We start from the raw sequence: 24,346 nt of genomic DNA, 5'->3' as shown, positions 1-24,346 counted from the left end.
GTCCTGCGCCTGCTGCGATGTTGCCACCGACTTGTCGAAAGGTGGCACAACTGTGCAATGGGCGAACCTGAACGAACAAACCGTGTATGAGAATCGCTGGTTCCGGGTCAATCTGGCGGATGTGGTCATCCCCGACGGCCGCCATCTCGACCACTACCTGATCCGGCTCCGCCCCGTCGCGGCGGCCACCGTCGTCAACGAGGCCAACGAGGTGCTGCTGCTGTGGCGGCACCGGTTCATCACCGACAGCTGGGGCTGGGAGCTCGCCGCGGGCGTCGTCGAGGACGGCGAGGACATCGCGGCCGCCGCGGCCCGGGAGATGGAGGAGGAGACCGGCTGGCGCCCGGGCCCGCTGCGTCCGCTGCTGACCGTGGAGCCGTCGAACGGTCTCACCGACGCCCGACACCACCTCTACTGGTCCGAGGAGGCCACCTGGACCGGGCACCCCAGCGACGACTTCGAGTCCTCGCGCCGTGAGTGGATACCGCTCAAGCTGGTGCCCGACATGGTCGCCCGCGGCGCGGTCCCGGCCGCCGGAATGGTGGCCGGGCTGATGATGCTCCATCACTTACGGCTGGGGTGAGACGCCCGGAACCGCGTACGGGGCCGGCCGGGGACAACGCCCCGCTCGGCCCCGTACAGGCACGAGAGAACGGATCAGGAGTACGAGTAGAAGCCCGAGCCGGTCTTGCGGCCGAGCCGGCCCGCGTCCACCATCCGCTGGAGCAGCGGGGGAGCGGCGTACAGCGGCTCCTTGAACTCCGCGTACATCGAATCCGCGACCGAGGCCACGGTGTCCAGACCGATCAGGTCGGAGAGCTTCAGCGGGCCCATCGGGTGGGCGCAGCCGAGCTCCATGCCGTTGTCGATGTCTTCACGGCTGGCGATGCCCGACTCGAACATCCGGATCGCGGAGAGCAGATACGGAATGAGCAGCGCGTTGACGACGAAGCCGGAGCGGTCCTGGGCACGGATCGGGTGCTTGCCGAGGACGTCCTGCACCAGGGCCTCGGCGCGCTTCACCGTCTCGTCGGACGTCGTCAGCGCGGGGATCAGCTCGACGAGCTTCTGCACCGGGGCCGGGTTGAAGAAGTGGATACCGATGACCTGGTCCGGGCGGGAGGTCGCCACGGCCAGCTTCACCAGCGGGATGGAGGAGGTGTTCGAGGCGAGGATCGCGTCCTGCCGAGTCACCACCTGGTCGAGGACCTGGAAGATCTCGGTCTTGACCTGCTCGTTCTCCACCACGGCCTCGATCACGAGATCGCGGTCGGCGAACTCCCCGAGGTCGGTGGTGTAGCTCAGCCGGGCCAGGGTCTCGTCGCGCTCCGCCGCAGTGATCTTGCCGCGTTCGGCGGCCTTCGAGAGGGAGTTGTGCAGCCGGGTGCGCCCGATCTCCAGCGCCTCGCCGGTGGTCTCGGCCACCGTCACCTCAAGACCACTGCGGGCGCACACCTCAGCGATGCCCGCGCCCATCTGACCGCAGCCCACCACTCCGACGCGTGCAATGTCGGCCATAGAGTCCGTCACCTCGTGCCTTTCTCTGTTCTCCGAGTCGCAGGTTCCCGTCCGATCCGGTGCCCGCCCCGACCCCCCCGACGTTACCCGCGACCTACGGGTCATCGCGGGCCGGGGCGGGCATGCTCTGCGTCACGCCTGAATACAGGGGCGACGGACGATGACAGAGAGACGGCAGGTGCAACGAAATGCGGCAAATCGCCAGACGAGGCTTTGTTGCGGGTGCGGCCGGAGTGGTTGCGGGGGTGGTGAGCGGCGTCGCCACAGCTGGTGACGCCGTCGCGGCTCCGTCCCGGCAGGCCGGTTCCGGACATGCGGACGTACCGACCCGCGAGGGCGGCCGCCGGGTCGCGCGGCGTGAGCTGCGCGGCATGTGGGTCGCCACCGTCGCCAACATCGACTGGCCCTCCGCCCCCGGCCTGTCGGCGGCCGAGCAGCGGGCCGAGCTGATCGGTTATCTCGACGAGGCCGTCGACCGGCGGCTGAACGCGGTGATCCTCCAGGTCCGGCCGACCGCCGACGCATTGTGGCCCTCGCCCTACGAACCGTGGGCCCAGTACCTCACCGGGGTCCAGGGCAAGGACCCCGGCTGGGATCCGCTGGGCACGGCCGTCCACGAGGCGCACCGCCGCGGCCTGGAGCTGCACGCCTGGTTCAACCCGTACCGGGTCGCCAACCACACCGACCCGTCCCGGCTGACCGCCACCCACCCCGCCAGACTGCATCCCGACTGGGTCCTGCCGTACGGCGGGAAGCTCTACTACAACCCCGGAATCCCCGAGGTCCGCCGCTTCGTCCAGGACGCGATGCTCGACGCGGTGCGCCGCTACGACATCGACGCCGTGCACTGGGACGACTACTTCTACCCGTACCCGGTGGCCGGGCAGGTCTTCGACGACGACGCCACGTACGCCAAGTACGGCGCCGGCTTCCCGGACAAGGCCGCCTGGCGGCGCGACAACACCGACAAGCTGGTACGCGAGACCGCCGAGCGGATCAAGCGGATCAAGAAGCACGTCCAGTTCGGGATCAGCCCGTTCGGTGTGTGGCGCAACGCCGCGACCGATCCGCTCGGCTCCGACACGAAGGCGGGCGTGCAGACGTACGACGATCTGCACGCCGACACCCGCGGCTGGATCAGGAAGGGCTGGATCGACTACATCTGCCCGCAGATCTACTGGAACATCGGCTTCGCAGCCGCCGACTACGCCAAGCTGCTGCCCTGGTGGGCCGAGGTCGTACGGGGCACGGGCGTCGATCTGTTCGTGGGCGAGGCGCTCTACAAGGCCGGCGACCCCGCGCAGCCCGCCGCCTGGCAGGACCCGGCCGAACTCTCCCGCCACCTCGACTTCGCCGCCGGCTACGACCAGGTGCGCGGCCACGTCTACTTCTCCGGCAAGGACGTGGTCACGGACCGGATCGGAACCATGGCGCGGGTGGTGGCCGAGCACTACCACAACAGGGTGCGTCCACCCCGCTGACCGAAGCAGCGGGGTGGACGCACCCTGTTGTGCGGGCGGGCCGCCGGAAACCCGGCCGGTCCGCCCGGGGCCCGGGGGAAGAGCAGTGCCGTCCGCCGGAGGCCGCTACCGGGTCTCCGGTGCCTGCTTACGGGCTCTGTGCTGTACGACGCTGTCGGGACCGGGCGAAATGAGGTGTTCGTGTCCGTCCTCGAAGCGGACGCGGTACGGGGGAGTGCCCCCGGCCCCGAGCACTTCGACGATCTCTGCGACCCGGTCGTGCTGCCCCACGGTCCTGCCGTGCGTCAGCAGACGGTCGCCCGCGTGTGCCTCCATCGGGTGTGACCTCCTCACGGGTGGCGGTCCATGTCGACAAGTCTATGACCGAAACGTGACTTCGCCCGGTGGAGGCTGCGCGGTTCTCACTCAGCGCGCCGGGCGCGCCCCGTCCGCTGAGTGACCGCGATGCAGACGAGCACCGCGATCGCCGCCACCGGCGCCGCCGCAGAAACCTTCTCGCCGAGCACGAGGAACGACCACACCATAGTCAGCATCGGCTGCGCGAGCTGGAGCTGGCTGGCCCGCGGCACCCCGATCTCCGCCATCCCGCGGTACCAGACGTACAGGCCGAGGAAGGTGGACCCGCCCGCCACCCAGACCAGGCCGATCACTCCGTGCGCGGTCAGCCGCACCGGCTCCAGCGGCAGCGCGATCGCCGCCCCCGCCACGGCGAGCGGCAGGGAGACGATGAGTGCCCAGCCCACCACCTGCCACCCCGGCATGACCCCGGCGAGCCTGCCGCCCTCGGTGTACCCGGCCGCGCACACCAGCAGCGCACCGAACAGATACAGATCACCGCCGGACAGCGCGCCGCCGCTCTGCTGCACGGTGAACGCGATCACCACCGCCGCCCCGGCGAGCGCGGCGATCCAGAAGGCGCGGGGCGGGCGCGTCCCGGTCCGCAGCGAGGAGAACACCGCGGTGGTCAGCGGAAGCAGCCCCACCACCACGGCCGCGTGCGAGGTCGTCGAGGTCTGCAGGGCCAGCGTGGTCAGCAGTGGGAAGCCCACCACCACGCCCGCGGCGACGACGAGGAGCCCCGGCCGGTGCCGACGGTCCGGCACCGGTACGCGCCCCGCCAACAGCACGGCGCCCGCGACGGCCGCGGCGAGCAGGGTGCGCAGCGCCACCAGCGACCAGGGGCCGAAGCTCTCCAGGCCCCAGGCGGTGGACGGGAAGGTCAGCGAGAACGCGACGACACCGAGCCCGGCGAGAACCACACCACCGCGGTTCGCAGAACCGGCCGTCGTACGGGCCGTCGAGCCGGCGGCCGATCCGGTCCCCGTACCGGACGTCGATCCGGCGGGCGATTCAGGCGCCGGTTCGGTCACCGGTTCGGTCACCGGTCCGGCAGTCGGCGCATCAACCGCTATCGTGCCGGGAGGGGTAGCGCTATCGTCAGCTTTCATGCAAGAGCGTAGCAGTGTCGCTGAACTCGTTACTTCTCTCCGCGGTGAACTGAACCGCTACTCACCAGGTGGGAAGCTGCCGTCGAGCCGGGCCCTCGTGGAACGCTTCCGGGTCAGCCCCGTCACCGTCTCCCGGGCCATCGCGCAGCTCGCCGCCGAGGGCCTCGTCGTCACCCGGCCCGGCTCCGGAGCCTTCCGGGCGCAGCCCCGTACCGATGCGCCCCCGCCGGGCGACACCTCCTGGCAGGAGGTGTCCCTCAGCGGCGACCGCGGCTCCGAAGCGGTGCCGCGCACGGTCGATGCCTCCGGTGTCCTGGTCACGCTCGCCGCACCGCCGCCCGGTGTCATCGAGCTCAACGGCGGCTACCTCCACCCCTCGCTCCAGCCGGAACGGGCGCTCGCCGCCGCCCTCGCCAGGGCCGGGCGCCGCCCCGGTGCCTGGGGGCGCCCGCCCACCGACGGGCTGACCGAACTGAGGGCCTGGTTCGCCCGCGAGATCGGGCCCGCGCTCACCGCCGCCGACATCCTGATCACCGCGGGCGGCCAGAGCGCCCTGGCCACCGCGCTGCGGGCCCTCGCCCCGCCCGGCGCCCCCGTCCTGGTCGAGTCGCCCACCTACCCCGGCATGCTGGCGGCCGCCCGCGCCACCGGGCTGCGGCCCGTGCCGGTGCCCGTCGACGCCGACGGCGTACGGCCGGAACTGCTCGCCGCCGCGTTCCGGGCCACGGGCGCCCGGGTCTTCGTCTGCCAGCCGCTCTTCCAGAACCCGACCGGCGCGGTCCTCGCCCCCGAACGGCGCGGTGAGGTCGTCCGGATCGCCCGTGCGGCGGGGGCCTTCGTCATCGAGGACGACTTCGCCCGCCGGCTGGTCCACGACGACGCCGGCCCGCTGCCCGCGCCCCTGGCCGCCGACGACCCGGACGGTGTGGTCGTCCACGTCTGCTCCCTGACCAAGATCACCTCGCCGAGTCTGCGGGTGGGCGCGCTCGCGGCCCGCGGCCCGGTGCTCGGCCGGCTGCGGGCCATCCAGGTCGTCGACAGCTTCTTCGTTCCCCGACCGCTCCAGGAGGCCGCGCTCGAACTGGTCGGCTCCCCGGCGTGGGGCCGCCATCTGCGTTCCGTGTCGACCGAGCTGAGAATCCGGCGCACGACCCTGACGACGGCCGTGCGGCAGGAGCTCCCCGCCCTCGCACTGCCGCACATCCCCGCGGGCGGCGCCAGCCTCTGGCTGCGTCTGCCCGAGGTGGAAGCCGGTACGGACGAGGCAACGGTGGTCTCGGCGGCCCTGCGCGCGGGCGTGGCCATCGCGCCCGGTCGCCCGTACTTCTGCGCCGAACCCCCGTCCCCGCAGGTCCGGTTGAGCTATGCCGCGGTGGCCGGAGCGGCCGAGATCGCCGAGGGGGTCCGCCGTCTGCGCACCGCCTGCGAAGAGGTCCTGGGCGGGTGAGGACACAGACGAGACCACGAGAGGTGCGCGAGGGACGGCTTCGGGCCGTCGAGAGGCCCGCAGCCGCGGAGGCACCCCGGTCGTACCCGGCCGGCAGCGCCGGTGGAGGCCCTCTTGACCGGAGTGGCGTTCGGATCCACGATCACGGCCATGACGGTTCGAGTCTCGCTCGTCGCCGCGGCGCGCAGCTCGGCCCTGCTCGCCGAGCGCTTCGACGACGACCGGCCGCTCGACCACGCAGGCCGGCACGAGGTGCAGCTCGCCGCGCACACCCTGATGCCCCTCGGCGCCGCCGAACTGCGCTACTGCTCACCCACCCCGCGCAGCCGCGCCACCGGCGACGCGCTCGGCTTCGCCCTGCTCGTCCAGCCCGCCCTGCGCGACTGCGACATGGGCCGTCGGCGGGGCTGCACCCTCGCCGACGTCACGGCCTGCGAACCCGCGGCCGTCGACGCCCGGCTCGCGGACCCGCGCTCCGCGCCGCACGGCGGTGAACCGCTGCTCGCCTTCATCTCGCGGACAGGCGGCCGACTGGACACCCGACCGGCCTGTGACGGCTCGATCGTCGCCGTCGCAGAACCGGCGGGCGTCCGGGCCGCCCTCGTCCACGCGCTCAAAGCCCCGCCGCCGACATACTGAAACGTCGACGTCCGGCCGCTGTCCACGGTCACGCTCACCGGCATGCCGGGCCGCTGGAACCTCCGACTCGAAGCCGGGTGCACTGACCGATTTTTTGACCTCAGCCCGGACCGGCCGTGACGGTCATGCCTGCTTCTTCGAGTCGGCGATGAGGGTGACGGCCTCGGCGATCGCTGTCTCGGCCGTCGCCTTGTCGATGCCGAGACCCGTCAGCACACCCGCACCGTCCTCCTGTTCCAGCAGGGCGAGCACGATGTGCTCGGTGCCGATGTAGTTGTGGCCCATCCGCAGGGCCTCGCGGAATGTCAGCTCCAGGGCCTTGCGGGCCCCCGCGTCGTACGGGACGAGTTCCGGCAGTTCGCCCTCCACGGCCGGCGGCAGCGACTCGGTCGCGGCCCGGCGGACGGCCTCCAGCGTGACTCCTTGGGCCTTGATGAACGCGGGGCCCAGCGCCTCCGGCTCGCTGAGCAGCCCGAGCACCAGATGCCCGGTGCCCACCTCGTTGTTGCGCGCCGCGTGGGCCTCGTTCTGCGCGGCCATCACGACGTTCCTGGCCCGCTCCGTGAAGCGGCTGAACCCCTGGCTGGGGTCGAGGTCGGACAGTTCGCCGGGATCCTTGGCGACGAACCGCTTCTGCGCCGCCTGCCGGGTCACCCCCATGCTCCTGCCGATGTCGGACCAGGAAGCGCCCGAGCGCCGGGCCTGGTCCACGAAGTGCCCGATCAGATGGTCGGCCACGTCCCCGAGGTGGTCCGCGGCGATGACCGCGTCGGAGAGCTGGTCGAGTGCGTCGGTGTGAACCTTCTTGATGGCCTCGATCAGCTCGTCGAGGCGCACAGGATGGGTCATGCGTACGGGATTCTCCATGCGGCAACCCTAGGTTGACAGTAGGGGCATGTCAACCTTCGGTTGACATTGGACCGGGTCCGGCCGGCCGCCGGGAACGACGGAGCGCGCCCCCGACGGAGACCGTCGGGGGCGCGCTCGTTCAGCGGTTTTGGGGGCGGGTCAGAGGACGCCGCTGTCCGCGATGGTGACCTTCGCCTGGGGCCGGCCGCTCTGCGAACCGAGGGCCTCGATCTTCTTGACCAGGTCCATGCTCTCCTGGTTGTCGACCTCGCCGAACACCACGTGCTTGCCGTCCAGCCAGGACGTCACGATCGTCGTGATGAAGAACTGCGAGCCGTTGGAGTTCGGGCCGGCGTTGGCCATCGAGAGCAGGCCCGGCTTGGTGTGCGCGAGCTTGAAGTTCTCGTCGGCGAACTTGGCGCCGTAGATGCTCTGGCCGCCCGTGCCGTCGCCGCGGGTGAAGTCGCCGCCCTGCAGCATGAAGTCGGGGATGATCCGGTGGAACGAGGAGCCCTTGTAGCCGAAGCCCTTCTCGCCGGTCGCCAGCGCACGGAAGTTCTCCGCCGTCTTGGGGACGACGTCGTCGAACAGCTTGAACGTGATCCGCCCGGCGGGCTCGTCGTTGATGGTGATGTCGAAATAAACCTTGCTCGTCATGGGAACCATCCTGACATCGATCCGCTCGGCGCCGACGGGCGGGCATGGTGTCGGCCCCGTCGACATGGTCACGGGGCAGGTGCCGCGACGCCCGTGCCCGTTTGTGCCGACGACTGGCTAGCCTGAAGTAGGGGGTGCGGAGGCTCAGGGAGGTCCGAAGTGACTGTTCAGGCCAATGCGAGCGCCGGGACGTTCGGTGCTTTCGACGCATCCCCGGGTGTCGGCGGGCCCCGCTATCTGCCGGTTGCCGAGCACGGCCTGATCGGCGATCTGCGCAGCGCGGCCCTGGTGGACACCAACGGCACCATCGACTGGTACTGCTGTCCACGCTTCGACGCACCCAGTGTCTTCGCCTCGATCCTCGATGCCGACCGTGGCGGGTACTTCGCACTCGCGGCGGATGCTCCGGCGCGTACCAAGCAGTTCTACTTCCCCGACACCAATGTGCTGATCACCCGCTTCTTCGCGGAGGACGGGGTCGGCGAGGTCCAGGACTTCATGCCGGTGCTCGACGATTCGCGCGAGGCCGACCGGCACCGGCTGATCCGCCGCGTGGTGTGCGTCCGCGGATCTCTGCCGTTCCGCGCCCGGGTGGCCCCCCGTTTCGAGTACGGGGCGCAGCCGCACACCGTGCACGTACAGCATGGCCAGGCGGTTTTCGAATCGCCCTCCCTCACTCTCGCGCTGACGTCGAGTGTGCCGCTCGAGGTCGCCGGCCAGGACGTATGGTCGCTGTTCAAGCTGCACGAAGGCGAGTCCGCGGTCTTCGCCCTCGACCGGGTCGGCGGCGACGTGGCACCCCGCTTCTGCCCGTTGTCCGAGGCGGAGCAGCAGTTCAACTCCACCGTCGGATACTGGCGGCGGTGGCTGTCCCAGTCGCGGTACCGCGGTCGCTGGCGGGAGATGGTGCACCGCTCGGCCCTCACCCTGAAGCTGCTCACCTATGCCCCGACCGGGGCCATCATCGCGGCGCCCACCACCAGCCTCCCCGAACGCATCGGCGGCGAGCGCAACTGGGACTACCGCTACGTATGGATCCGTGACGCCGCGTTCTGCGTGTATGCGCTGCTCAGGCTCGGGTTCACCGACGAGGCCGAGGCGTTCATGGGCTTCCTCTCCGAGCATGTCCACCTCGAAGCGATCGACGCGAGCAGCCCCACCAGCCCGCTGCAGATCATGTACGGCATCGACGGACGCCGTGAGCTGCCCGAACGCAAGCTGACCCATCTCGAGGGCTACCGGGGCTCGGCCCCCGTACGCGTAGGCAACGGCGCCGTCGACCAGTTGCAGCTGGACATCTACGGGGCGCTCATCGACGCCCTCTACCTCTACGACAAGTGGGGGCAGCCCATCTCCAGCGCGCACTGGGACAGGATCACCGAGCTGATCGACTGGGTGTGCGACCACTGGGACCAGCCCGACCAGGGGATCTGGGAGACCCGCAGCGGGCGCAAGAACTTCCTCTACTCGCGATTGATGTGCTGGGTGGCCATCGAACGCGCCATACGGCTGGCACGGCACCGCGGCCTGCCCGCCGACATCGTGCGCTGGGGGCGGGCACGGGACACGATCTACCACCGGATCATGCGCCACGGCTGGTCCGCCGAGCGGCACGCCTTCGTGCAGTACGAGGACGGCCACGTCCTGGACGCGTCCCTGCTGATGATGCCGCTGGCGAAGTTCATTTCCCCCACCGACCCGAGGTGGCTCGCCACGCTGGACGCGCTGGGCGAGGACCTGGTCTCCGACTCGCTGGTCTACCGCTACGACCCGCAGGCCAGCCCGGACGGGCTGCGGGGCGACGAGGGCACGTTCTCGATCTGCTCGTTCTGGTACGTCGAGGCGCTGACCCGCGCCGGCCGCCTGGACGAGGCCCGGCTCGCATTCGAGAAGATGCTCACGTACGCCAACCACCTCGGCCTGTACGCCGAGGAGATCGGCCACACCGGGGAGCAGCGCGGGAACTTCCCGCAGGCCTTCACTCACCTGGGCTTGATCAGCGCGGCATTCAATCTCGACCGCAGGCTCGGTTAGGCGTTGGACGACGGACGGAAATGAATCAATGTCCAACCATGAACCAGCAGTAATGGGGTGAGTGCGGTGGGCCACGCGGTCTTTGCATAAAAGTGCGGGAATGCGTATAGTCATGCCATCGACGAGGAGGATTTCGATGGTGGTACGTGCAGCGGTGGCAGGGGCGAGCGGATACGCCGGTGGGGAGCTGCTCCGTCTCCTGCTGGTCCACCCCCAGGTCGAGATCGGGGCCCTCACCGCCAACTCCAACGCGGGGCAGAAGCTCGGTGCGCTGCAGCCGCATCTGCGGCCGCTGGCCGACCGGGTGCTGCAGCCGACCACGGCCGAAGTGCTCGCCGGGCACGACGTCGTCTTCCTCGCCCTTCCGCACGGGCAGTCCGCCGCCGTCGCCGAGCAGCTCGGTGACGAGGTGCTCGTCGTGGACATGGGAGCCGACTTCCGGCTCGAGGACGCCGCGGACTGGGAGAAGTTCTACGGTTCGTCGCACGCCGGGACCTGGCCCTACGGTCTGCCCGAACTGCCGGGCGCGCGCTCGGCGTTGGCGGGCTCCAAACGCATCGCGGTGCCCGGCTGCTACCCGACCGCCGTCTCGCTCGCGCTCTTCCCGGCGTACGCGGCCCAGCTGGCCGAGCCCGAGGCCGTGATCGTCGCCGCGTCCGGCACCTCCGGGGCGGGCAAGGCGGCCAAGCCGCATCTGCTCGGCTCCGAGGTGATGGGCAACATGTCCCCGTACGGCGTCGGCGGGGGCCACCGGCACACCCCCGAGATGATCCAGAACCTCAGCGCGGCGGCCGGCGCACCGGTCACCGTCTCCTTCACGCCGACCCTGGCGCCGATGCCCCGCGGCATCCTCGCCACGTGCAGCGCGAAGGCGAAGCCGGGCGTGAGCGCCGAATCCCTCCGCGCCGCGTACGAGAAGACGTTCGCCGACGAGCCGTTCGTCGACCTGCTCCCCGAGGGACAGTGGCCCGCCACCGCGGCCGTCCACGGTTCCAACGCGGTGCAGATCCAGGTCGCGTACGACGAAGCGGCGGCCCGGATCGTCGTCATCAGCGCCATCGACAACCTCACCAAGGGCACCGCCGGCGGCGCCCTGCAGAGCATGAACATCGCCCTCGGACTTCCCGAGGACACAGGTCTTTCCACGATCGGAGTCGCACCGTGAGCGTCACGGCAGCACAGGGGTTCTCCGCGGCGGGCATCGCCGCGGGAATCAAGGAGAGCGGTAACCCGGACCTGGCCCTCGTGGTCAACAACGGTCCGCGTCACGCCGCCGCGGGCGTCTTCACCTCCAACCGCGTCAAGGCCGCCCCCGTCCTCTGGTCGGAGCAGGTACTGAAGGGCGGCGAAGTCAGCGCCGTCGTGCTCAACTCCGGTGGTGCCAACGCCTGTACGGGCCCACAGGGCTTCCAGGACACCCACGCCACCGCCGAGAAGGCCGCCGAGGTACTCCCCGGCCACAGCGCAGGCGAGATCGCGGTCGCCTCGACCGGACTGATCGGGACGCTGCTCCCGATGGACAAGCTGCTGCCCGGCATCGAGACCGCCGCCGCGGCGCTGAGCGAGCACGGCGGCGAGAAGGCCGCCATCGCGATCAAGACCACCGACACCGTCCACAAGACCGCCGTCGCGGGCGGCGAGGGATGGACCGTCGGCGGCATGGCCAAGGGCGCGGGCATGCTCGCCCCGGGCCTCGCCACCATGCTGGTCGTCCTCACCACCGACGCCGATGTGGACGCCCCGGCGCTGGACACCGCGCTGCGCGCCGCCACCCGCACCACCTTCGACCGGGTCGACTCCGACGGCTGCATGTCGACCAACGACACCGTCCTGCTGCTGGCCTCCGGCGCCAGTGGAATCACCCCGGAGCAGGGTGAGTTCGCGGAGGCCGTACGGACCGTCTGCGCCGACCTCGCCAGGCAGCTCATCGGTGACGCCGAGGGTGCCTCCAAGGACATCCGGATCGAGGTCGTGGGCGCCGCGACCGAGGACGACGCCGTCGAGGTGGGCCGCTCCATCGCCCGTAACAACCTCCTGAAGTGCGCCATCCACGGCGAGGACCCCAACTGGGGCCGCGTCCTGTCCGCGATCGGTACGACGAAGGCCGTCTTCGAGCCCGACCAGCTGAATGTCGCCATCAACGGCGTCTGGGTCTGCAAGAACGGGGGAGTGGGCGAGGACCGCGACCTGGTCGACATGCGCTACCGCGAGGTCGGGATCACCGCCGACCTGGCGGCAGGCACCGAGTCGGCCGTCATCTGGGCCAACGACCTCACCGCGGACTACGTCCACGAGAACAGCGCGTACAGCTCATGACTCCGGCGCGGAAGCACACCGCACTCCCGAAGGCGCAGATCCTCATCGAGGCGCTGCCCTGGCTGACCCGGCACAACGGCAAGACCGTCGTCATCAAGTTCGGCGGCAACGCCATGATCGACGAGGAGCTGAAGGCGGCCTTCGCCCAGGACGTCGTCTTCCTGCGCCAGGCCGGTCTCAAGCCTGTCGTCGTGCACGGCGGCGGCCCGCAGATCAGCGCCCAGCTCGACAAGCAGGGCCTGGTCAGCGAGTTCAAGGCCGGTCTGCGCGTCACCACGCCCGAGGCGATGGACGTCGTCCGGATGGTGCTGGCCGGACAGGTCCAGCGCGAGCTCGTCGGCCTGCTCAACCAGCACGGCCCGCTCGCCGTCGGTCTGACCGGCGAGGACGCCCACACGATCACCGCCACCCAGCACCGGCCGACCATCGACGGCGAAGTCGTCGACATCGGCCGGGTCGGCGAGATCACCGCCATCGACACCGGGGCGATCCAGGCGCTGCTGGACGACGGCCGGATCCCGGTCGTCTCCTCCATCGCCCGCTCCGCCGACGACAACCACGTCTACAACGTCAACGCCGACACCGCGGCCGCCGCACTCGCCGCCGCGCTGAACGCCGAGACGCTGATGGTCCTCACCGACGTCGAGGGCCTCTACGAGGACTGGCCCAGCAGCGACGACGTGATCAGCCGCCTCACCGCCACCGAGCTGGAGAAGCTGCTGCCGGAGTTGTCCAGCGGCATGGTGCCGAAGATGCAGGGCTGCCTGCACGCCGTGCGCAACGGTGTCGAGACCGCCCGCGTCATCGACGGCCGCGTCCAGCACTCGATCCTGCTGGAGATCTTCACCGACGAGGGAATCGGCACGATGGTCGTGCCCGACGCGCAGGGGGATTCATGAGCAACCAGGAGCTCTCGCAGCGCTGGAGCCACGCGCTGATGGACAACTACGGCACCCCCCAGCTGTCCCTCGTCCGCGGCGAGGGCGCCCATGTGTGGGACGCCGACGGCACCGAGTACCTCGACTTCGTCGGCGGTATCGCGGTGAACGCGCTGGGCCACGCCCACCCCGCCGTCGTCGAGGCCGTCTCCACCCAGATCGCCTCCCTCGGCCACATCTCCAACCTCTACATCGCGCCGCCGCCCGTCGCCCTCGCCGAACGGCTGCTCCAGCTCTTCGGCCGCGGGGGCAGGGTCTACTTCGCCAACTCGGGCGCCGAGGCCAACGAGGCCGCCTTCAAGATCGGCCGGCTGACCGGGCGGACCCACATGGTCGCCACCGACGGCGGCTTCCACGGCCGGACCATGGGCGCACTCGCGCTCACCGGCCAGCCCAAGAAGCGCGAGCCCTTCGAACCGCTGCCCGGCGATGTCACCCATGTCCCGTACGGGGACGCCGAGGCGCTGCGGGCCGCCGTCACCACCGACACCGCCCTGGTGATCATCGAGCCAATCCAGGGTGAGAACGGTGTGGTCGTGCCGCCCAAGGGCTACCTGGAGGCCGCCCGCGAGATCACCCGGGCCACCGGCACCCTGCTCGTCCTCGACGAGGTGCAGACCGGTATCGGCCGCTGCGGCCAGTGGTTCGAGCACCAGTCCCACCAGGGCGTCGAGCCCGACATCGTCACCCTCGCCAAGGGTCTCGGTGGCGGACTGCCGATCGGCGCGACCGTCGCGTTCGGTCCGGTTGCCGACCTGCTGAAGCCGGGCCAGCACGGCACTACGTTCGGTGGCAACCCGATCGCCTGCGCCGCCGGACTCGCCGTCCTGGACACCCTCGCGGCCGACGGCGCCCTGGACCGGGTGAAGCGGCTCGGCGAGAAGATCCGGAACGGAGTGGAGGGTCTCGGGCACCCTCTGGTCTCCCATGTCCGCGGCTCCGGGCTGCTGCTGGGTATCGTGCTCACCGAGCCACTGGCGCCTCAGGTGCAACAGGCGGCTCAGGGAGCCGGAATCCTGGTGAACGCGCCCGCCCCCGATGTCGTACGGCTCATGCCGCCGCTGATCATCGGTGACACGGAGGTGGACGCGTTCCTACGGGCATTGCCGGGCGCTCTCGACGCGGCAAAAGGGGACGGACGATCCGGAGAATGAGGCGACGACGATGACCGAGGCGCAGGAGACCGAGCACGGCGGGCCGTCCGTGCCGCAGACCCGCACCGCACGCCACCGCCGGATCGTGGACATCCTGAACCGGCAGCCGGTGCGCTCGCAGAGCCAGCTGGCCAAGCTCCTCGCCGACGACGGGCTGAGCGTCACCCAGGCGACGCTCTCCCGCGATCTGGACGAGCTGGGCGCGGTGAAGATCCGCAATACCGGCGGCGAGCTGATCTACGCGGTGCCGAGCGAGGGCGGATTCCGCACCCCGCAGGCGCCGCTGGGCGGGTCCGCGAAGGAGGAGCGGATGCGACGCCTCTCCGCCGAACTGCTCATCTCGGCGGAGGCCTCGGCCAACCTCGTGGTGCTGCGCACCCCGCCGGGCGCGGCCCAGTTCCTCGCCTCGGCCATCGACCAGGCCGAACTGCACGACATCCTCGGCACCATCGCGGGCGACGACACCCTCATGCTGATCAGCCGTGACCCGGCGGGCGGCCAGGCGCTCGCCGACCACCTGCTGCGACTGGCCCAGAAAGAACGCTGAGCGGGCCGGAAGAACGCTGAGCGGGCCGGAGCCGGCCCGGAACGCGGTCTCAGTAGCGCGTGATCGCGGTCGGTCCCGAACGGGTCCCGATCGCGATGTGCGGACGGCGGGCCGGATCCACCCAGTCCAGGATCCGGTCCATCGCGGCCGCCGGTACGGACACACAACCGGCGGTCGCACCACGCCCGTTGACGTGCAGGAAGATCCCGGCGCCGCGCCCCCGCACCGGCTGCGCGTAGTTGAAGCCGATGACGAGCGCCCGGGCGTACTGCGTCGGATACGCGCTCAGATGCTCCGCCTCGCCCGCCCGGCAGTCCGCCGGCCGCGGCTCCACCCAGCGGTTGTAGGACCGCGCCCCGTTGTCCTGGCACCACCACGACCGGTCGTTGACCCGGCGGTACGGGTGGACGGTTCCGGCCGGCGCCGCCTTGACGCCGAAGGCGAACGGCAGGTCGTACAGGCCGGTGGGTGTGGTGTTGGTGCCCTGCTTGCGCGACGCCCCCTCGGCCAGGCCCTTCGCGCCGAGCCGGGCCGGGGTGGAGCCGCCCTTCACCCAGGTGCCCCGGCGCAGATTCCACCAGGTGACGGTGCCCGTGGTGGACCCCGCGGCCGGTGCCTCGGCCGTGATCAGCTGGGTGCCGCCACCGGTGTCGGCGAGCTGTTCCGGGAGAGCCGGCGCCGCTGCGGGCCGGGCCGCGACCGAGCCCGCCAGCGCGAGCAGTACCGAACCGACCACCAGAGATCTGCGCATGCCAGGGACGCTAGACCGTCCGGCCGGGTGACACCTCCGGAGCTGCTCCGGACGGCTCAATTCCGTCCCACGCCTCCGGCGCGTCCGGCATGGCCGGCAGTGGGAGCGGCAGTCCCGGCAGCCCGTCGATACTCGTCGCGACGTGCTCCTTCTTCTCGAAGTAGCCACTGAGCGACGCGTCGTCCTCGCGGGCGAAGCGCTGCGCGTGCAGTGGCCGGTCCTCGTCGTACGACATGAAGGGCACGGCGAATCCACAGGTGTCCCGGATCAGCTCGGCCACGACCACGATGATGGCGCGCAGCCCGTGCGTGCCGGGGTCCACGTCGGGGAAGTGGCCGAGCAGCGGGCCGAACCGCGGATCGTCACGGAAGACCGGCTCGCCGCGACCGTGCACCCGCACGATGTCCGGCGGCCCCTGGAAGGCGCACCACATGAGCGTGATGCGGCCGTTCTCGCGCAGATGGGCGATGGTCTCGGCATTGCTGCCCGCGAAGTCCAGATAGGCCACGGTCAGCTCGTCGACGACGGCGAACGAGCCGCTGACGCCCTTGGGGGACAGGTTGACCGTGCCCTCGCCGTCCAGGGGCGCCGTCGCCGTGAAGAAGATGTGCTGCTCTTCGATGAAGGTCCTGATCCGTCCGTCGATACGCTCGTACGTTTTTCCCATGGCGGTCATTGTCGTCGCCAACTCCGGTGCGGCCGAGGGCATTTCGGCTGGTGGGACGTTGGTGCGGACCCGCCGCCCGGCACCGCCTCCGCACCGCTTCGCAGCCGTCGTGGCCGCTGACCACCGTCCGCTCCCGCCCCGGTCTCGACACGCCGCTCTCACCTGCGCCTTTGACAAAGCATACGGAGGACTGCATAGTTATACCCATCAGTGATTGCACCGTAAGGAGAAACCCGTGACCGAGCGCGTCGTACTCGCCTACTCGGGCGGCCTGGACACCTCCGTCGCCATCGGCTGGATCGCCGAGGAGACGGGCGCCGAGGTCATCGCCGTTGCCGTGGACGTCGGCCAGGGCGGCGAGGACCTGGACGTCATCCGCAAGCGTGCGCTCGCCTGCGGTGCCGTCGAGGCCGAGGTCGCGGACGCCAAGGACGAGTTCGCCGAGGAGTACTGCCTCCCGGCGATCAAGGCCAACGCCCTCTACATGGACCGCTACCCGCTGGTCTCGGCCCTGTCCCGGCCGACCATCGTCAAGCACCTCGTCGCCGCCGCCAACAAGCACAACGCCGGCATCGTCGCCCACGGCTGCACCGGCAAGGGCAACGACCAGGTCCGCTTCGAGGCCGGCATCTCCGCGCTCGGCCCCGACCTGAAGTGCATCGCCCCGGTCCGTGACTACGCGATGACCCGGGACAAGGCGATCGCCTTCTGCGAGGCGAAGAACCTCCCGATCGCGACCACCAAGAAGTCCCCGTACTCCATCGACCAGAACGTCTTCGGGCGGGCCGTCGAGACGGGCTTCCTGGAGGACATCTGGAACGCCCCGATCGAGGACATCTACGAGTACACCGAGAACCCTGCCACCCCGCGCGAGGCCGACGAGGTCGTCATCTCCTTCAAGGAGGGCGTGCCCGTCGCCATCGACGGCAAGCCCGTCACCGTCCTCCAGGCGATCCAGCAGCTGAACCAGCGGGCCGGCGCCCAGGGCATCGGCCGGATCGACATGGTCGAGGACCGGCTCGTCGGCATCAAGTCCCGCGAGGTGTACGAGGCCCCGGGTGCGATCGCGCTGATCACCGCCCACCAGGAGCTGGAGAACGTCACCGTCGAGCGCGAGCTGGCCCGCTACAAGCGGCAGGTCGAGCAGCGCTGGGGCGAGCTGGTCTACGACGGCCTGTGGTTCTCCCCGCTCAAGCGCGCCCTGGACGGCTTCATCAACGAGGCCAACCAGCACGTCACCGGTGACATCCGGATGACCATGCACGCGGGCCGCGCCGTCGTCACCGGCCGGAAGTCCGAGCAGTCGCTCTACGACTTCAACCTCGCCACCTACGACTCGGGCGACACGTTCGACCAGTCCAAGGCGCAGGGCTTCATCGAGATCTTCGGCCTCTCCTCGAAGATCGCCGCGAAGCGTGACCTCGCCTGACCCCCAGTAGTTACGTCACCGCCTCCCCGGCCCTCCGCACGGGGAGGCGGTCGCACATCCACCCCCTTGTTCTCCCGAGGAGCACGCAGTGAGCAACGGCAACGCCAACGGCAACAGCGACGTACGCCTCTGGGGCGCCCGCTTCGCCGACGGTCCGGCCGAGGCGCTGGCCAAGCTGTCCGCCTCCGTCCACTTCGACTGGCGGCTCGCGCCGTACGACATCGCCGGCTCCCGCGCCCACGCGCGCGTCCTGAACAAGGCGGGTCTGCTCACCGAGGACGAGCTGAACCGCATGATCGCCGGTCTCGACCAGCTCGAAGCCGACGTCGCCGACGGCTCGTTCACCGGCACCGTCGCCGACGAGGACGTGCACACCGCGCTGGAGCGCGGCCTGCTGGAACGCCTCGGTCCGGACCTGGGCGGCAAACTGCGCGCCGGCCGGTCCCGGAACGACCAGATCGCCACCCTCTTCCGGATGTACCTGCGCGACCACGCCCGGATCATCGGCGGTCTGATCGCCGAGCTCCAGGGCGCCCTGGTCGGCCTCGCCGAGGCCCACCCGGACGTCGCGATGCCCGGTCGTACGCATCTGCAGCACGCCCAGCCGGTGCTCTTCGCGCACCACGTCCTGGCCCACGCGCAGTCCCTGTCCCGGGACGCCGAGCGGCTGCGCCAGTGGGACGAGCGGACCGCCGTCTCCCCGTACGGCTCCGGCGCACTGGCCGGGTCGTCCCTCGGGCTGGACCCGGAAGCGGTCGCCGCCGACCTCGGCTTCGAGCACGGCTCCGTCGCCAACTCCATCGACGGCACGGCCTCCCGCGACTTCGTCGCCGAGTTCGCGTTCATCACCGCGATGATCGGCGTGAACCTCTCCCGGATCGCGGAGGAGGTCATCATCTGGAACACGAAGGAGTTCTCCTTCGTCACCCTGCACGACGCCTTCTCCACCGGCTCCTCGATCATGCCGCAGAAGAAGAACCCGGACATCGCCGAGCTGGCCCGCGGCAAGTCCGGCCGGCTGATCGGCAACCTGACGGGCCTGATGGCCACGCTGAAGGCCCTCCCGCTCGCGTACAACCGCGACCTCCAGGAGGACAAGGAGCCGGTCTTCGACTCCTGCGACCAGCTCGAAGTCCTGCTGCCCGCCTTCACCGGAATGATGGCCACCCTCACCGTCAACCGCGCGCGCATGGAGGAGCTGGCCCCGGCCGGCTTCTCGCTCGCCACCGACGTCGCCGAGTGGCTGGTCAAGCAGGGCGTGCCGTTCCGCGTCGCCCACGAGGTCGCGGGCGAGTGCGTCAAGACGTGCGAGCAGCAGGGCATCGAGCTCGACGAGCTGACCGACGAGCAGTTCGCGAAGATCTCCGAGCACCTCACCCCCGAGGTCCGCACGGTCCTCAACGTGCCCGGCGCCCTCGCCTCCCGCAGTGGTCGCGGCGGTACGGCCCCGTCCGCCGTCGCTGTCCAGCTCGCCGAGGTCAAGGCCGACCTCGCCGTCCAGCAGGCGTGGGCCACCGCGAAGAACTGACGGCGCGCAGGCGACTTCGGGGCGGGGAGCGGTCGTACGCTCCCCGCCCTCCGGTTTCCCGGAGCTGAGCTACGTTGACGGGGGAGCGCACCCGATCGACGAGGAGCCCACGATGCCTTTCGACCTTCCCCGAGCCCTCGGCTTCGCTCGGCCGGGGGAGGCCCCATCGGCCGCAGCGACGACTCCGAGCGCCCACATCGGGCTCGGCCTGGCAGCGGTCGGCAGGCCCGGTTACATCAACCTGCACCGAGACCGCGATCTGCCCGCCGACCGCGGCGTCGAGGCGCTGCGCGAGCGCACCCACGAACTGCTGGACGCCGCCTACGCGCAGGGGGTCCGTTACTTCGACGCGGCCCGCTCCTACGGTCGTTCGGAGGAGTTCCTGGCCGGCTGGCTGACGGCGCACCCGGAGGCGGACGACGTCGTCATCGGCAGCAAGTGGGGCTACACCTACACCGCCGACTGGCGCGTGGACGCCGAGGCGCACGAGGTCAAGGACCACAGCCTGGCCACGTACCTGCGCCAGCGCGCCGAGACCGACGCGCTGCTCGGGGACCGGCTCGGCCTCTACCAGATCCACTCGGTCACCGCCGACAGCCCGGCCCTCACCGACAAGGAGCTGCACGCGCGGCTCGCCGAACTCGCCGCGGCGGGGGTCGGCGTCGGGCTGTCCACCAGCGGACCCGCCCAGGCCGACGCCATCCGGGCCGCCCTCGCCGTCACCGTCGACGGCGAACCGCTCTTCCGTACCGTCCAGGCCACCTACAACGCCCTGGAGACCTCGGCCAAAGCCGCACTCGCCGAGGCCCATGACGCCGGGCTCACCGTGATCGTCAAGGAAGCCATGGCCAACGGCCGGCTCGCCGGGACGGAGGCCCCCGCCGTCGTCCAGGAGATCGCCGCCGACGCCGGCGTGGGCAGCGACGCGATCGCGCTGGCGTTCGTACTGCACCAGCCGTGGGCCTCCGTGGTGCTCTCCGGCGCGGCGACCCTCGACCAGCTCGCCGGAAACCTGCGGGCGGCCGTCGTCGACCTCGGCGAGCCGCGGCGCGCCCGGCTCGACGCGCTCGTGGAGGAGCCGGAGGCGTACTGGCACCGCCGCGCCGCGCTGCCGTGGAGCTGAGCGGGCGCTGATCCCCCTGTCACATCGGTGAGGCCCGGTCCGTCATCGTAGCGACGGCACACTACGGAGGAATGCGACTGTGGACGGACACGAGCGGGACGGGCGCGCGGTGAACGGGCGCGAGTTCCTGGCCGAACGCTTCGAGGAGAACCGGACCCAGCTGAAGGCCGTGGCCTACCGGATGCTCGGCTCGGCGAACGAGGCGGAGGACGCCGTCCAGGAAGCCTGGATCCGGCTCAGCCGTACCGACAGCCGGGCGATCGAGAACCTGGGCGGCTGGCTGACGACAGTGGTCGGGCGGGTGTGCCTGGACATGCTCCGCTCCCGCCGCTCCCGCCGCGAGGAACTGCTCGACACGCGCGCGCCCGAGGCCCACACCGCAGACCCGGTCCTCGGCGCCGAGCCGGAGGCCGACCCGGAGCAGCAGGCGATGATGGCCGATTCGGTCGGTCTCGCGATGCTGGTCGTGCTCGAAACGCTCGACCCCGCGGAGCGGCTCGCCTTCGTCCTGCACGACATGTTCGCCGTGCCGTTCGACGAGATCGCCCGCGTCGTGGACCGCACCCCGGCCGCGGCCCGGCAGCTCGCCAGCCGGGCCCGTCGCCGGGTCCGGGGCGTGGACCTTGACCCGGACCCCGATCTCACCCGCAAGCGCGAAGTCGTCGACGCCTTCCTGGCCGCAGCCCGCAGCGGTGACTTCGAGGCCCTCGTCGCCGTGCTCGACCCGGACGTCGTGGTGCGGTCCGAAGCCGCAGCCGGTGGCGCAGGTGCGCCGTCTTTGGTGCGGGGCGCCGCGACCGTGGCCCGTCAGGCGATGATGTTCGCACCGTTCGCCCGGTCGTCGCTGCACGCGCTGGTCGACGGGGCACCGGCCGTCATCTCGGCGCTCGACGACCACCGGTTCTCGGTCATGATCTTCACCGTCGCGCGGGGGAAGGTCACCCAGATGTCCGTGGTCGACGATCCGACCCGCCTGCCCGGCCTCGATCTGACCGTCCTCAACGACTGATCCGGGGCGGGCAGCGGCGACTCGGCCGGGTCGGCGGACTCAGTCCCCGCTGCCCCGGCGGCCGTCCGCCCACCCGGCGAGCTCCTCGAAGTCGGCCGGCAGCAGGCCGGTCCATGGATCGATCCACAGCAGGAGAGCCTCGGCCGCCCCCTGCCCGGCGGCCCACTCCCGGTCCTGCTCGGAGATCTCGTCGTCGACCCAGGCGAAGGGCCGGCCCGCCGCGTACTCCACCACGTACTGCGTCTTCCAGTACGTGCCGTCCGGTGCGCTGCCGTGCATCGACGGCCAGTCGATGTACGGCAGCGGGGGCAGCCCGAGACGCGGCCCGATCCACTCGTTGGCCTCGTCCTTCCAGGTCGTCGCCCAGACCAGCTCGTAACGGCCCGCCAGGCCGCGCAGCGCCTTCCCGTGCCCCGGGTTGAGGAGGACGGGAAGAGGCATCCCGTAGTCCCACCCCGCCGGCCGCATCAGATGCAGTGCATAGCCGTCCGGCACCCGGCGGCGCGTCAGTGCCGCGTACGGATTGAGCGGGCCGTCGATGTCGATCAGCAGCAGCGGCTTCATGACGACATGGTCCTCTCCCGCGGCGGTGGAGGGCGACGTCCTGTCGTGAGACATCAATGTCTCATATGGGTTATGGTTGTCTCATGACTCTCGACCGTGAGCAGGTGCTGCGCAGCGCCGCCGCCCTGCTGACCCATAAATCGACCGCCACCATGGACGAGGTCGCCAGAGCCGCAGGCATCGGACGCGCCACCCTGCACCGGCACTTCGCCGGACGGGACGCCCTGGTCAGGGCATTGGAGAACCTGGGCATCCAGGAGTTCGGAGCGGCTCTGGACGCCGCCGCGCTCGACGAGGGGACCTCCGAGGAAGCGCTGCGCCGACTGGTCGCCGCCGTCGAGCCGGGCGCCGGACTCCTCTCCTTCCTCGTCACCGAGAACCAGCTCTTCGAGGGCGACGAGGTCAACGAAGGCTGGAGCCGGCTCGACGCCCAGGTGTCCGCCTTCTTCCTGCGCGGCCAGGAACGCGGCGAGTTCCGCATCGACCTCACCCCCGCCTGGCTGACCGAGGCCCTCTACGGGCTCATCTCCGTCGGCGCCTGGACCGTCCAGACGGGCCGGGTCGCCGGACAGGACTTCCAGCACATGATCGTCGAGTTGCTGCTCGGCGGCGCACGCCGGAGCGCGGAGCAATGAGCAGTCTCGAACAGCACGCGCAAACCGTCGAAGAGCTGCGCCGACCGGGGCGGTGGATCGCCCTGGCCGTCCTCGTTCTCGCCGTGCTGCTCGTGGCCGTGGACGCCACGGTCCTCGGCCTCGCCACCCCCTTCCTCACCGAGGACCTCAAGCCGTCCGGCACCCAGCTGCTCTGGATCGGCGACGTCTACTCCTTCGTCATCGCCGGGCTCCTGGTCTCCATGGGCAGCCTCGGCGACCGCATCGGCCGCAAGAAGCTGCTGCTGAGCGGCGCCGTCGCCTTCGGCGCGGTCTCCGTGCTCAACGCGTACGCGAGCACCCCCGAGATGATGATCCTGGCGCGGGCGCTGCTCGGTGTCGCGGGCGCCACCCTGATGCCGTCCACGCTCGCCCTGATCCGCAACCTCTTCCACGATCCGCGCGAGCGCAGCCTCGCCATCGGCCTCTGGGGCGCCATGGCCTCGGCGGGCGCGGCCGTCGGCCCCGTCGTCGGCGGATTCCTCCTGGAACACTTCTGGTGGGGCTCGGTCTTCCTGATCAACCTGCCCGTCATGGCCGTGCTGGTGGTCGTCGGCGTCAAGATGATCCCCGAGTCGAAGAATCCGGTGCCGGGCCCCTGGGACCTGGGCAGCGTGGCGCTCTCCCTCGTCGGCATGATCGGCGTCGTATACGCCGTCAAGGAACTGGCCGCGCACGGGACGAGCTGGGCAGTCGCCGTCGCGGGCCTCGGCGGCCTGGCCGCGCTCCGCTGGTTCGTCCGCAGACAACTCACGCTCCCCGCGCCCCTGCTGGACATGAGGCTTTTCCACCACCGGGGCTTCTCGGGTGCGGTCCTCGCCGATCTGCTGGCCATCCTCGGCCTGTCCGGACTGGTCTTCTTCCTCTCCCAGTTCCTGCAACTGGTCCAGGGGCGCGGGCCGTTGGAGGCAGGGCTCGCCGAGCTGCCCGCGGCCATCGGCGCGGTGACCGCGGGACTGCTCGCCGGTGTGGCGGCCCGCCGCTACTCCGTACGGTCGGTGGTGTCCGTCGGTCTCGGGGCGATCGGTCTGGCGCTCGCCGTGGTCGCCTTGATCCACAAGGAGACCGCCTACCCGCTGATCGGCGTGATGCTGCTGGTCGTCGGAGTCGGCGCGGGCCTCGCCTTCACCGTCACCTCCGATGTGATCCTCTCCAGCGTCCCGAAGGAGCAGGCGGGCTCCGCGGCCGCGGTCTCCGAGACGGCGTACGAACTCGGCGCGGCCCTCGGTATCGCCCTGCTCGGCTCCATCGTCACCGGCGTCTACCAGGACTTCGCCACCCCGCAGGGCGTCCCGTCCGCCAACGCCGCGGCGGCCCACGAATCGCTGGGCGGCGCCGTCGAAGCGGCCCACGGCCTTCCGGCGCAGCAGGCGAGCGCGCTGGTCTCCGCCGCACAGGAGTCGTTCGTCGAGGGGCTGCGGCTCGCCGCGGGAGCCGGCGCGGCGGTCCTGCTGGCGACGGCCGTCACCGCCTGGTTCCTGTTGCGCGGTCAGAAGCTGGAGGAGGGCATCGTCCACCAGTAGCCGCCCGCACCCCGGCCCGAACCGGCCGGGACGACATACGGAAGGGCCCGTACCACCAACCGGGGTACGGG

The 24,346-nt window shown here is 70.8% G+C and carries 23 protein-coding genes and 1 pseudogene; 16 read left to right on the top strand and 8 right to left on the bottom strand.

Annotation, left to right across the window (positions count from 1 at the left end; genetic code table 11):
- Positions 1–52 precede the first annotated feature (52 nt).
- Positions 53–583: an NUDIX domain-containing protein gene (locus OH735_RS06465; protein ID WP_406380225.1), complete on the top strand. Its 531-nt coding sequence runs from the start codon at positions 53–55 to the stop codon at positions 581–583.
- A 74-nt stretch (positions 584–657) separates the two neighbouring features.
- Here the strand turns inward: OH735_RS06465 and OH735_RS06460 are convergent, their stop codons facing one another.
- Positions 658–1,518 carry a 3-hydroxybutyryl-CoA dehydrogenase gene (locus tag OH735_RS06460; RefSeq protein ID WP_406380223.1) on the bottom strand — a complete coding sequence of 287 codons (861 nt, stop codon included), beginning with the start codon at positions 1,516–1,518 and terminating at the stop codon, positions 658–660.
- Between the two features lie 188 nt (positions 1,519–1,706).
- Between OH735_RS06460 and OH735_RS06455 the strand changes: the two genes are divergently transcribed.
- Complete coding sequence (locus OH735_RS06455) at positions 1,707–2,999, top strand: glycoside hydrolase family 10 protein (RefSeq protein WP_406380222.1); 1,293 nt, start codon at positions 1,707–1,709, stop codon at positions 2,997–2,999.
- Between the two features lie 105 nt (positions 3,000–3,104).
- Here the strand turns inward: OH735_RS06455 and OH735_RS06450 are convergent, their stop codons facing one another.
- The gene (locus OH735_RS06450; RefSeq protein WP_406380220.1) at positions 3,105–3,314 is read right to left on the bottom strand and encodes a DUF1918 domain-containing protein; all 210 of its coding nucleotides are present in this window, start codon (positions 3,312–3,314) and stop codon (positions 3,105–3,107) included.
- Positions 3,315–3,400: 86 nt separating this feature from the next.
- Positions 3,401–4,447, bottom strand: a complete 1,047-nt coding sequence (locus OH735_RS06445; RefSeq protein ID WP_406380218.1) for a DMT family transporter — start codon at positions 4,445–4,447, stop codon at positions 3,401–3,403.
- Here OH735_RS06445 and OH735_RS06440 point away from each other — a divergent pair.
- Together OH735_RS06440 and OH735_RS06435 are read left to right on the top strand one after the other, a co-directional pair.
- Entirely contained in the window at positions 4,446–5,894 is a 1,449-nt protein-coding gene (locus OH735_RS06440; RefSeq protein WP_406380216.1) for a PLP-dependent aminotransferase family protein, read from the top strand. The two genes, OH735_RS06445 and OH735_RS06440, sit on opposite strands and share 2 nt — an antisense overlap.
- 150 nt (positions 5,895–6,044) lie before the next feature.
- Positions 6,045–6,653: pseudogene (locus OH735_RS06435) on the top strand (histidine phosphatase family protein).
- A gap of 3 nt (positions 6,654–6,656) precedes the next feature.
- On the opposite strand, the gene OH735_RS06430 reads toward OH735_RS06435, so the two are convergent.
- Positions 6,657–7,400, bottom strand: a complete 744-nt coding sequence (locus OH735_RS06430) for a Clp protease N-terminal domain-containing protein (RefSeq protein WP_406380214.1) — start codon at positions 7,398–7,400, stop codon at positions 6,657–6,659.
- 141 nt (positions 7,401–7,541) lie between these two features.
- Positions 7,542–8,039, bottom strand: a complete 498-nt coding sequence (locus tag OH735_RS06425; protein ID WP_266745184.1) for a peptidylprolyl isomerase — start codon at positions 8,037–8,039, stop codon at positions 7,542–7,544.
- A gap of 237 nt (positions 8,040–8,276) precedes the next feature.
- Here OH735_RS06425 and OH735_RS06420 point away from each other — a divergent pair, with 237 nt between their 5' ends.
- The 6 genes from OH735_RS06420 to OH735_RS06395 all read left to right on the top strand — a co-directional run bounded on the left by OH735_RS06420 (position 8,277) and on the right by OH735_RS06395 (position 15,028).
- Positions 8,277–10,073, top strand: a complete 1,797-nt coding sequence (locus tag OH735_RS06420) for a glycoside hydrolase family 15 protein (protein ID WP_406386439.1) — start codon at positions 8,277–8,279, stop codon at positions 10,071–10,073.
- A 136-nt stretch (positions 10,074–10,209) separates the two neighbouring features.
- Positions 10,210–11,238, top strand: coding sequence for an N-acetyl-gamma-glutamyl-phosphate reductase (gene argC / locus OH735_RS06415; RefSeq protein WP_406380212.1), 1,029 nt, complete (start codon positions 10,210–10,212; stop codon positions 11,236–11,238).
- Complete coding sequence (argJ, locus tag OH735_RS06410) at positions 11,235–12,389, top strand: bifunctional glutamate N-acetyltransferase/amino-acid acetyltransferase ArgJ (RefSeq protein ID WP_406380210.1); 1,155 nt, start codon at positions 11,235–11,237, stop codon at positions 12,387–12,389. The genes argC and argJ overlap by 4 nt, the downstream gene beginning before the upstream one ends.
- The gene (argB, locus tag OH735_RS06405; RefSeq protein ID WP_406380209.1) at positions 12,386–13,288 is read left to right on the top strand and encodes an acetylglutamate kinase; all 903 of its coding nucleotides are present in this window, start codon (positions 12,386–12,388) and stop codon (positions 13,286–13,288) included. Before argJ ends, argB begins: the two co-directional genes overlap by 4 nt.
- Positions 13,285–14,481 (top strand): acetylornithine transaminase, encoded by a 1,197-nt coding sequence (locus tag OH735_RS06400; protein WP_406380207.1) that lies wholly within the window; start codon positions 13,285–13,287, stop codon positions 14,479–14,481. Before argB ends, OH735_RS06400 begins: the two co-directional genes overlap by 4 nt.
- A gap of 10 nt (positions 14,482–14,491) precedes the next feature.
- Positions 14,492–15,028: an arginine repressor gene (locus tag OH735_RS06395; RefSeq protein ID WP_266745179.1), complete on the top strand. Its 537-nt coding sequence runs from the start codon at positions 14,492–14,494 to the stop codon at positions 15,026–15,028.
- A 49-nt stretch (positions 15,029–15,077) separates the two neighbouring features.
- On the opposite strand, the gene OH735_RS06390 is transcribed toward OH735_RS06395, so the two are convergent.
- Together OH735_RS06390 and OH735_RS06385 are read right to left on the bottom strand one after the other, a co-directional pair.
- The gene (locus OH735_RS06390) at positions 15,078–15,779 is read right to left on the bottom strand and encodes a L,D-transpeptidase (protein WP_406380205.1); all 702 of its coding nucleotides are present in this window, start codon (positions 15,777–15,779) and stop codon (positions 15,078–15,080) included.
- Between the two features lie 10 nt (positions 15,780–15,789).
- The gene (locus OH735_RS06385) at positions 15,790–16,446 is read right to left on the bottom strand and encodes a pyridoxamine 5'-phosphate oxidase family protein (RefSeq protein WP_406380203.1); all 657 of its coding nucleotides are present in this window, start codon (positions 16,444–16,446) and stop codon (positions 15,790–15,792) included.
- Positions 16,447–16,681: 235 nt separating this feature from the next.
- Here OH735_RS06385 and OH735_RS06380 point away from each other — a divergent pair, with 235 nt between their 5' ends.
- The 4 genes from OH735_RS06380 (at position 16,682) to OH735_RS06365 (ending at position 21,535) form a co-directional block, all read left to right on the top strand.
- The gene (locus OH735_RS06380) at positions 16,682–17,875 is read left to right on the top strand and encodes an argininosuccinate synthase (RefSeq protein WP_406380201.1); all 1,194 of its coding nucleotides are present in this window, start codon (positions 16,682–16,684) and stop codon (positions 17,873–17,875) included.
- An 88-nt stretch (positions 17,876–17,963) separates the two neighbouring features.
- Positions 17,964–19,403: an argininosuccinate lyase gene (argH, locus tag OH735_RS06375; protein WP_406380199.1), complete on the top strand. Its 1,440-nt coding sequence runs from the start codon at positions 17,964–17,966 to the stop codon at positions 19,401–19,403.
- 112 nt (positions 19,404–19,515) lie between these two features.
- Positions 19,516–20,526, top strand: coding sequence for an aldo/keto reductase (locus OH735_RS06370; protein ID WP_406380198.1), 1,011 nt, complete (start codon positions 19,516–19,518; stop codon positions 20,524–20,526).
- Between the two features lie 109 nt (positions 20,527–20,635).
- Complete coding sequence (locus OH735_RS06365; RefSeq protein ID WP_406386438.1) at positions 20,636–21,535, top strand: sigma-70 family RNA polymerase sigma factor; 900 nt, start codon at positions 20,636–20,638, stop codon at positions 21,533–21,535.
- 39 nt (positions 21,536–21,574) lie between these two features.
- Here the strand turns inward: OH735_RS06365 and OH735_RS06360 are convergent, their stop codons facing one another.
- Positions 21,575–22,099, bottom strand: coding sequence for a hypothetical protein (locus OH735_RS06360; RefSeq protein ID WP_406386437.1), 525 nt, complete (start codon positions 22,097–22,099; stop codon positions 21,575–21,577).
- A gap of 83 nt (positions 22,100–22,182) precedes the next feature.
- On the opposite strand from OH735_RS06360, the gene OH735_RS06355 reads away from it, so the two are divergent.
- Positions 22,183–22,734, top strand: a complete 552-nt coding sequence (locus OH735_RS06355) for a TetR/AcrR family transcriptional regulator (RefSeq protein ID WP_406380196.1) — start codon at positions 22,183–22,185, stop codon at positions 22,732–22,734.
- Complete coding sequence (locus OH735_RS06350) at positions 22,731–24,275, top strand: MFS transporter (RefSeq protein WP_406380195.1); 1,545 nt, start codon at positions 22,731–22,733, stop codon at positions 24,273–24,275. Before OH735_RS06355 ends, OH735_RS06350 begins: the two co-directional genes overlap by 4 nt.
- Positions 24,276–24,346: the final 71 nt, after the last annotated feature.

Origin of the sequence: Streptomyces sp. NBC_01618 (assembly GCF_045209435.1) — a bacterium.
GTDB lineage: Bacteria > Actinomycetota > Actinomycetes > Streptomycetales > Streptomycetaceae > Streptomyces.
The sequence above is the reverse complement of the archived record's forward strand: the minus strand, read 5'-3'. Positions and strand labels throughout refer to the sequence as shown.

Bases quoted from the DNA above. Each gene is read 5' to 3' on its own strand.
- OH735_RS06360 (WP_406386437.1), bottom strand. From the start codon at position 22,099: ATGAAGCCGCTGCTGCTGATCGACATCGACGGCCCGCTCAATCCGTAC.
- OH735_RS06370 (WP_406380198.1), top strand. From the start codon at position 19,516: ATGCCTTTCGACCTTCCCCGAGCCCTCGGCTTCGCTCGGCCGGGGGAG.
- argB (WP_406380209.1), top strand. From the start codon at position 12,386: ATGACTCCGGCGCGGAAGCACACCGCACTCCCGAAGGCGCAGATCCTC.
- OH735_RS06430 (WP_406380214.1), bottom strand. From the start codon at position 7,400: ATGGAGAATCCCGTACGCATGACCCATCCTGTGCGCCTCGACGAGCTG.
- argC (WP_406380212.1), top strand. From the start codon at position 10,210: ATGGTGGTACGTGCAGCGGTGGCAGGGGCGAGCGGATACGCCGGTGGG.
- OH735_RS06450 (WP_406380220.1), bottom strand. From the start codon at position 3,314: ATGGAGGCACACGCGGGCGACCGTCTGCTGACGCACGGCAGGACCGTG.
- OH735_RS06400 (WP_406380207.1), top strand. From the start codon at position 13,285: ATGAGCAACCAGGAGCTCTCGCAGCGCTGGAGCCACGCGCTGATGGAC.
- OH735_RS06460 (WP_406380223.1), bottom strand. From the start codon at position 1,518: ATGGCCGACATTGCACGCGTCGGAGTGGTGGGCTGCGGTCAGATGGGC.
- OH735_RS06385 (WP_406380203.1), bottom strand. From the start codon at position 16,446: ATGGGAAAAACGTACGAGCGTATCGACGGACGGATCAGGACCTTCATC.
- OH735_RS06445 (WP_406380218.1), bottom strand. From the start codon at position 4,447: ATGAAAGCTGACGATAGCGCTACCCCTCCCGGCACGATAGCGGTTGAT.
- OH735_RS06350 (WP_406380195.1), top strand. From the start codon at position 22,731: ATGAGCAGTCTCGAACAGCACGCGCAAACCGTCGAAGAGCTGCGCCGA.
- OH735_RS06425 (WP_266745184.1), bottom strand. From the start codon at position 8,039: ATGACGAGCAAGGTTTATTTCGACATCACCATCAACGACGAGCCCGCC.
- OH735_RS06390 (WP_406380205.1), bottom strand. From the start codon at position 15,779: ATGCGCAGATCTCTGGTGGTCGGTTCGGTACTGCTCGCGCTGGCGGGC.
- OH735_RS06395 (WP_266745179.1), top strand. From the start codon at position 14,492: ATGACCGAGGCGCAGGAGACCGAGCACGGCGGGCCGTCCGTGCCGCAG.
- OH735_RS06440 (WP_406380216.1), top strand. From the start codon at position 4,446: ATGCAAGAGCGTAGCAGTGTCGCTGAACTCGTTACTTCTCTCCGCGGT.
- OH735_RS06355 (WP_406380196.1), top strand. From the start codon at position 22,183: ATGACTCTCGACCGTGAGCAGGTGCTGCGCAGCGCCGCCGCCCTGCTG.
- OH735_RS06455 (WP_406380222.1), top strand. From the start codon at position 1,707: ATGCGGCAAATCGCCAGACGAGGCTTTGTTGCGGGTGCGGCCGGAGTG.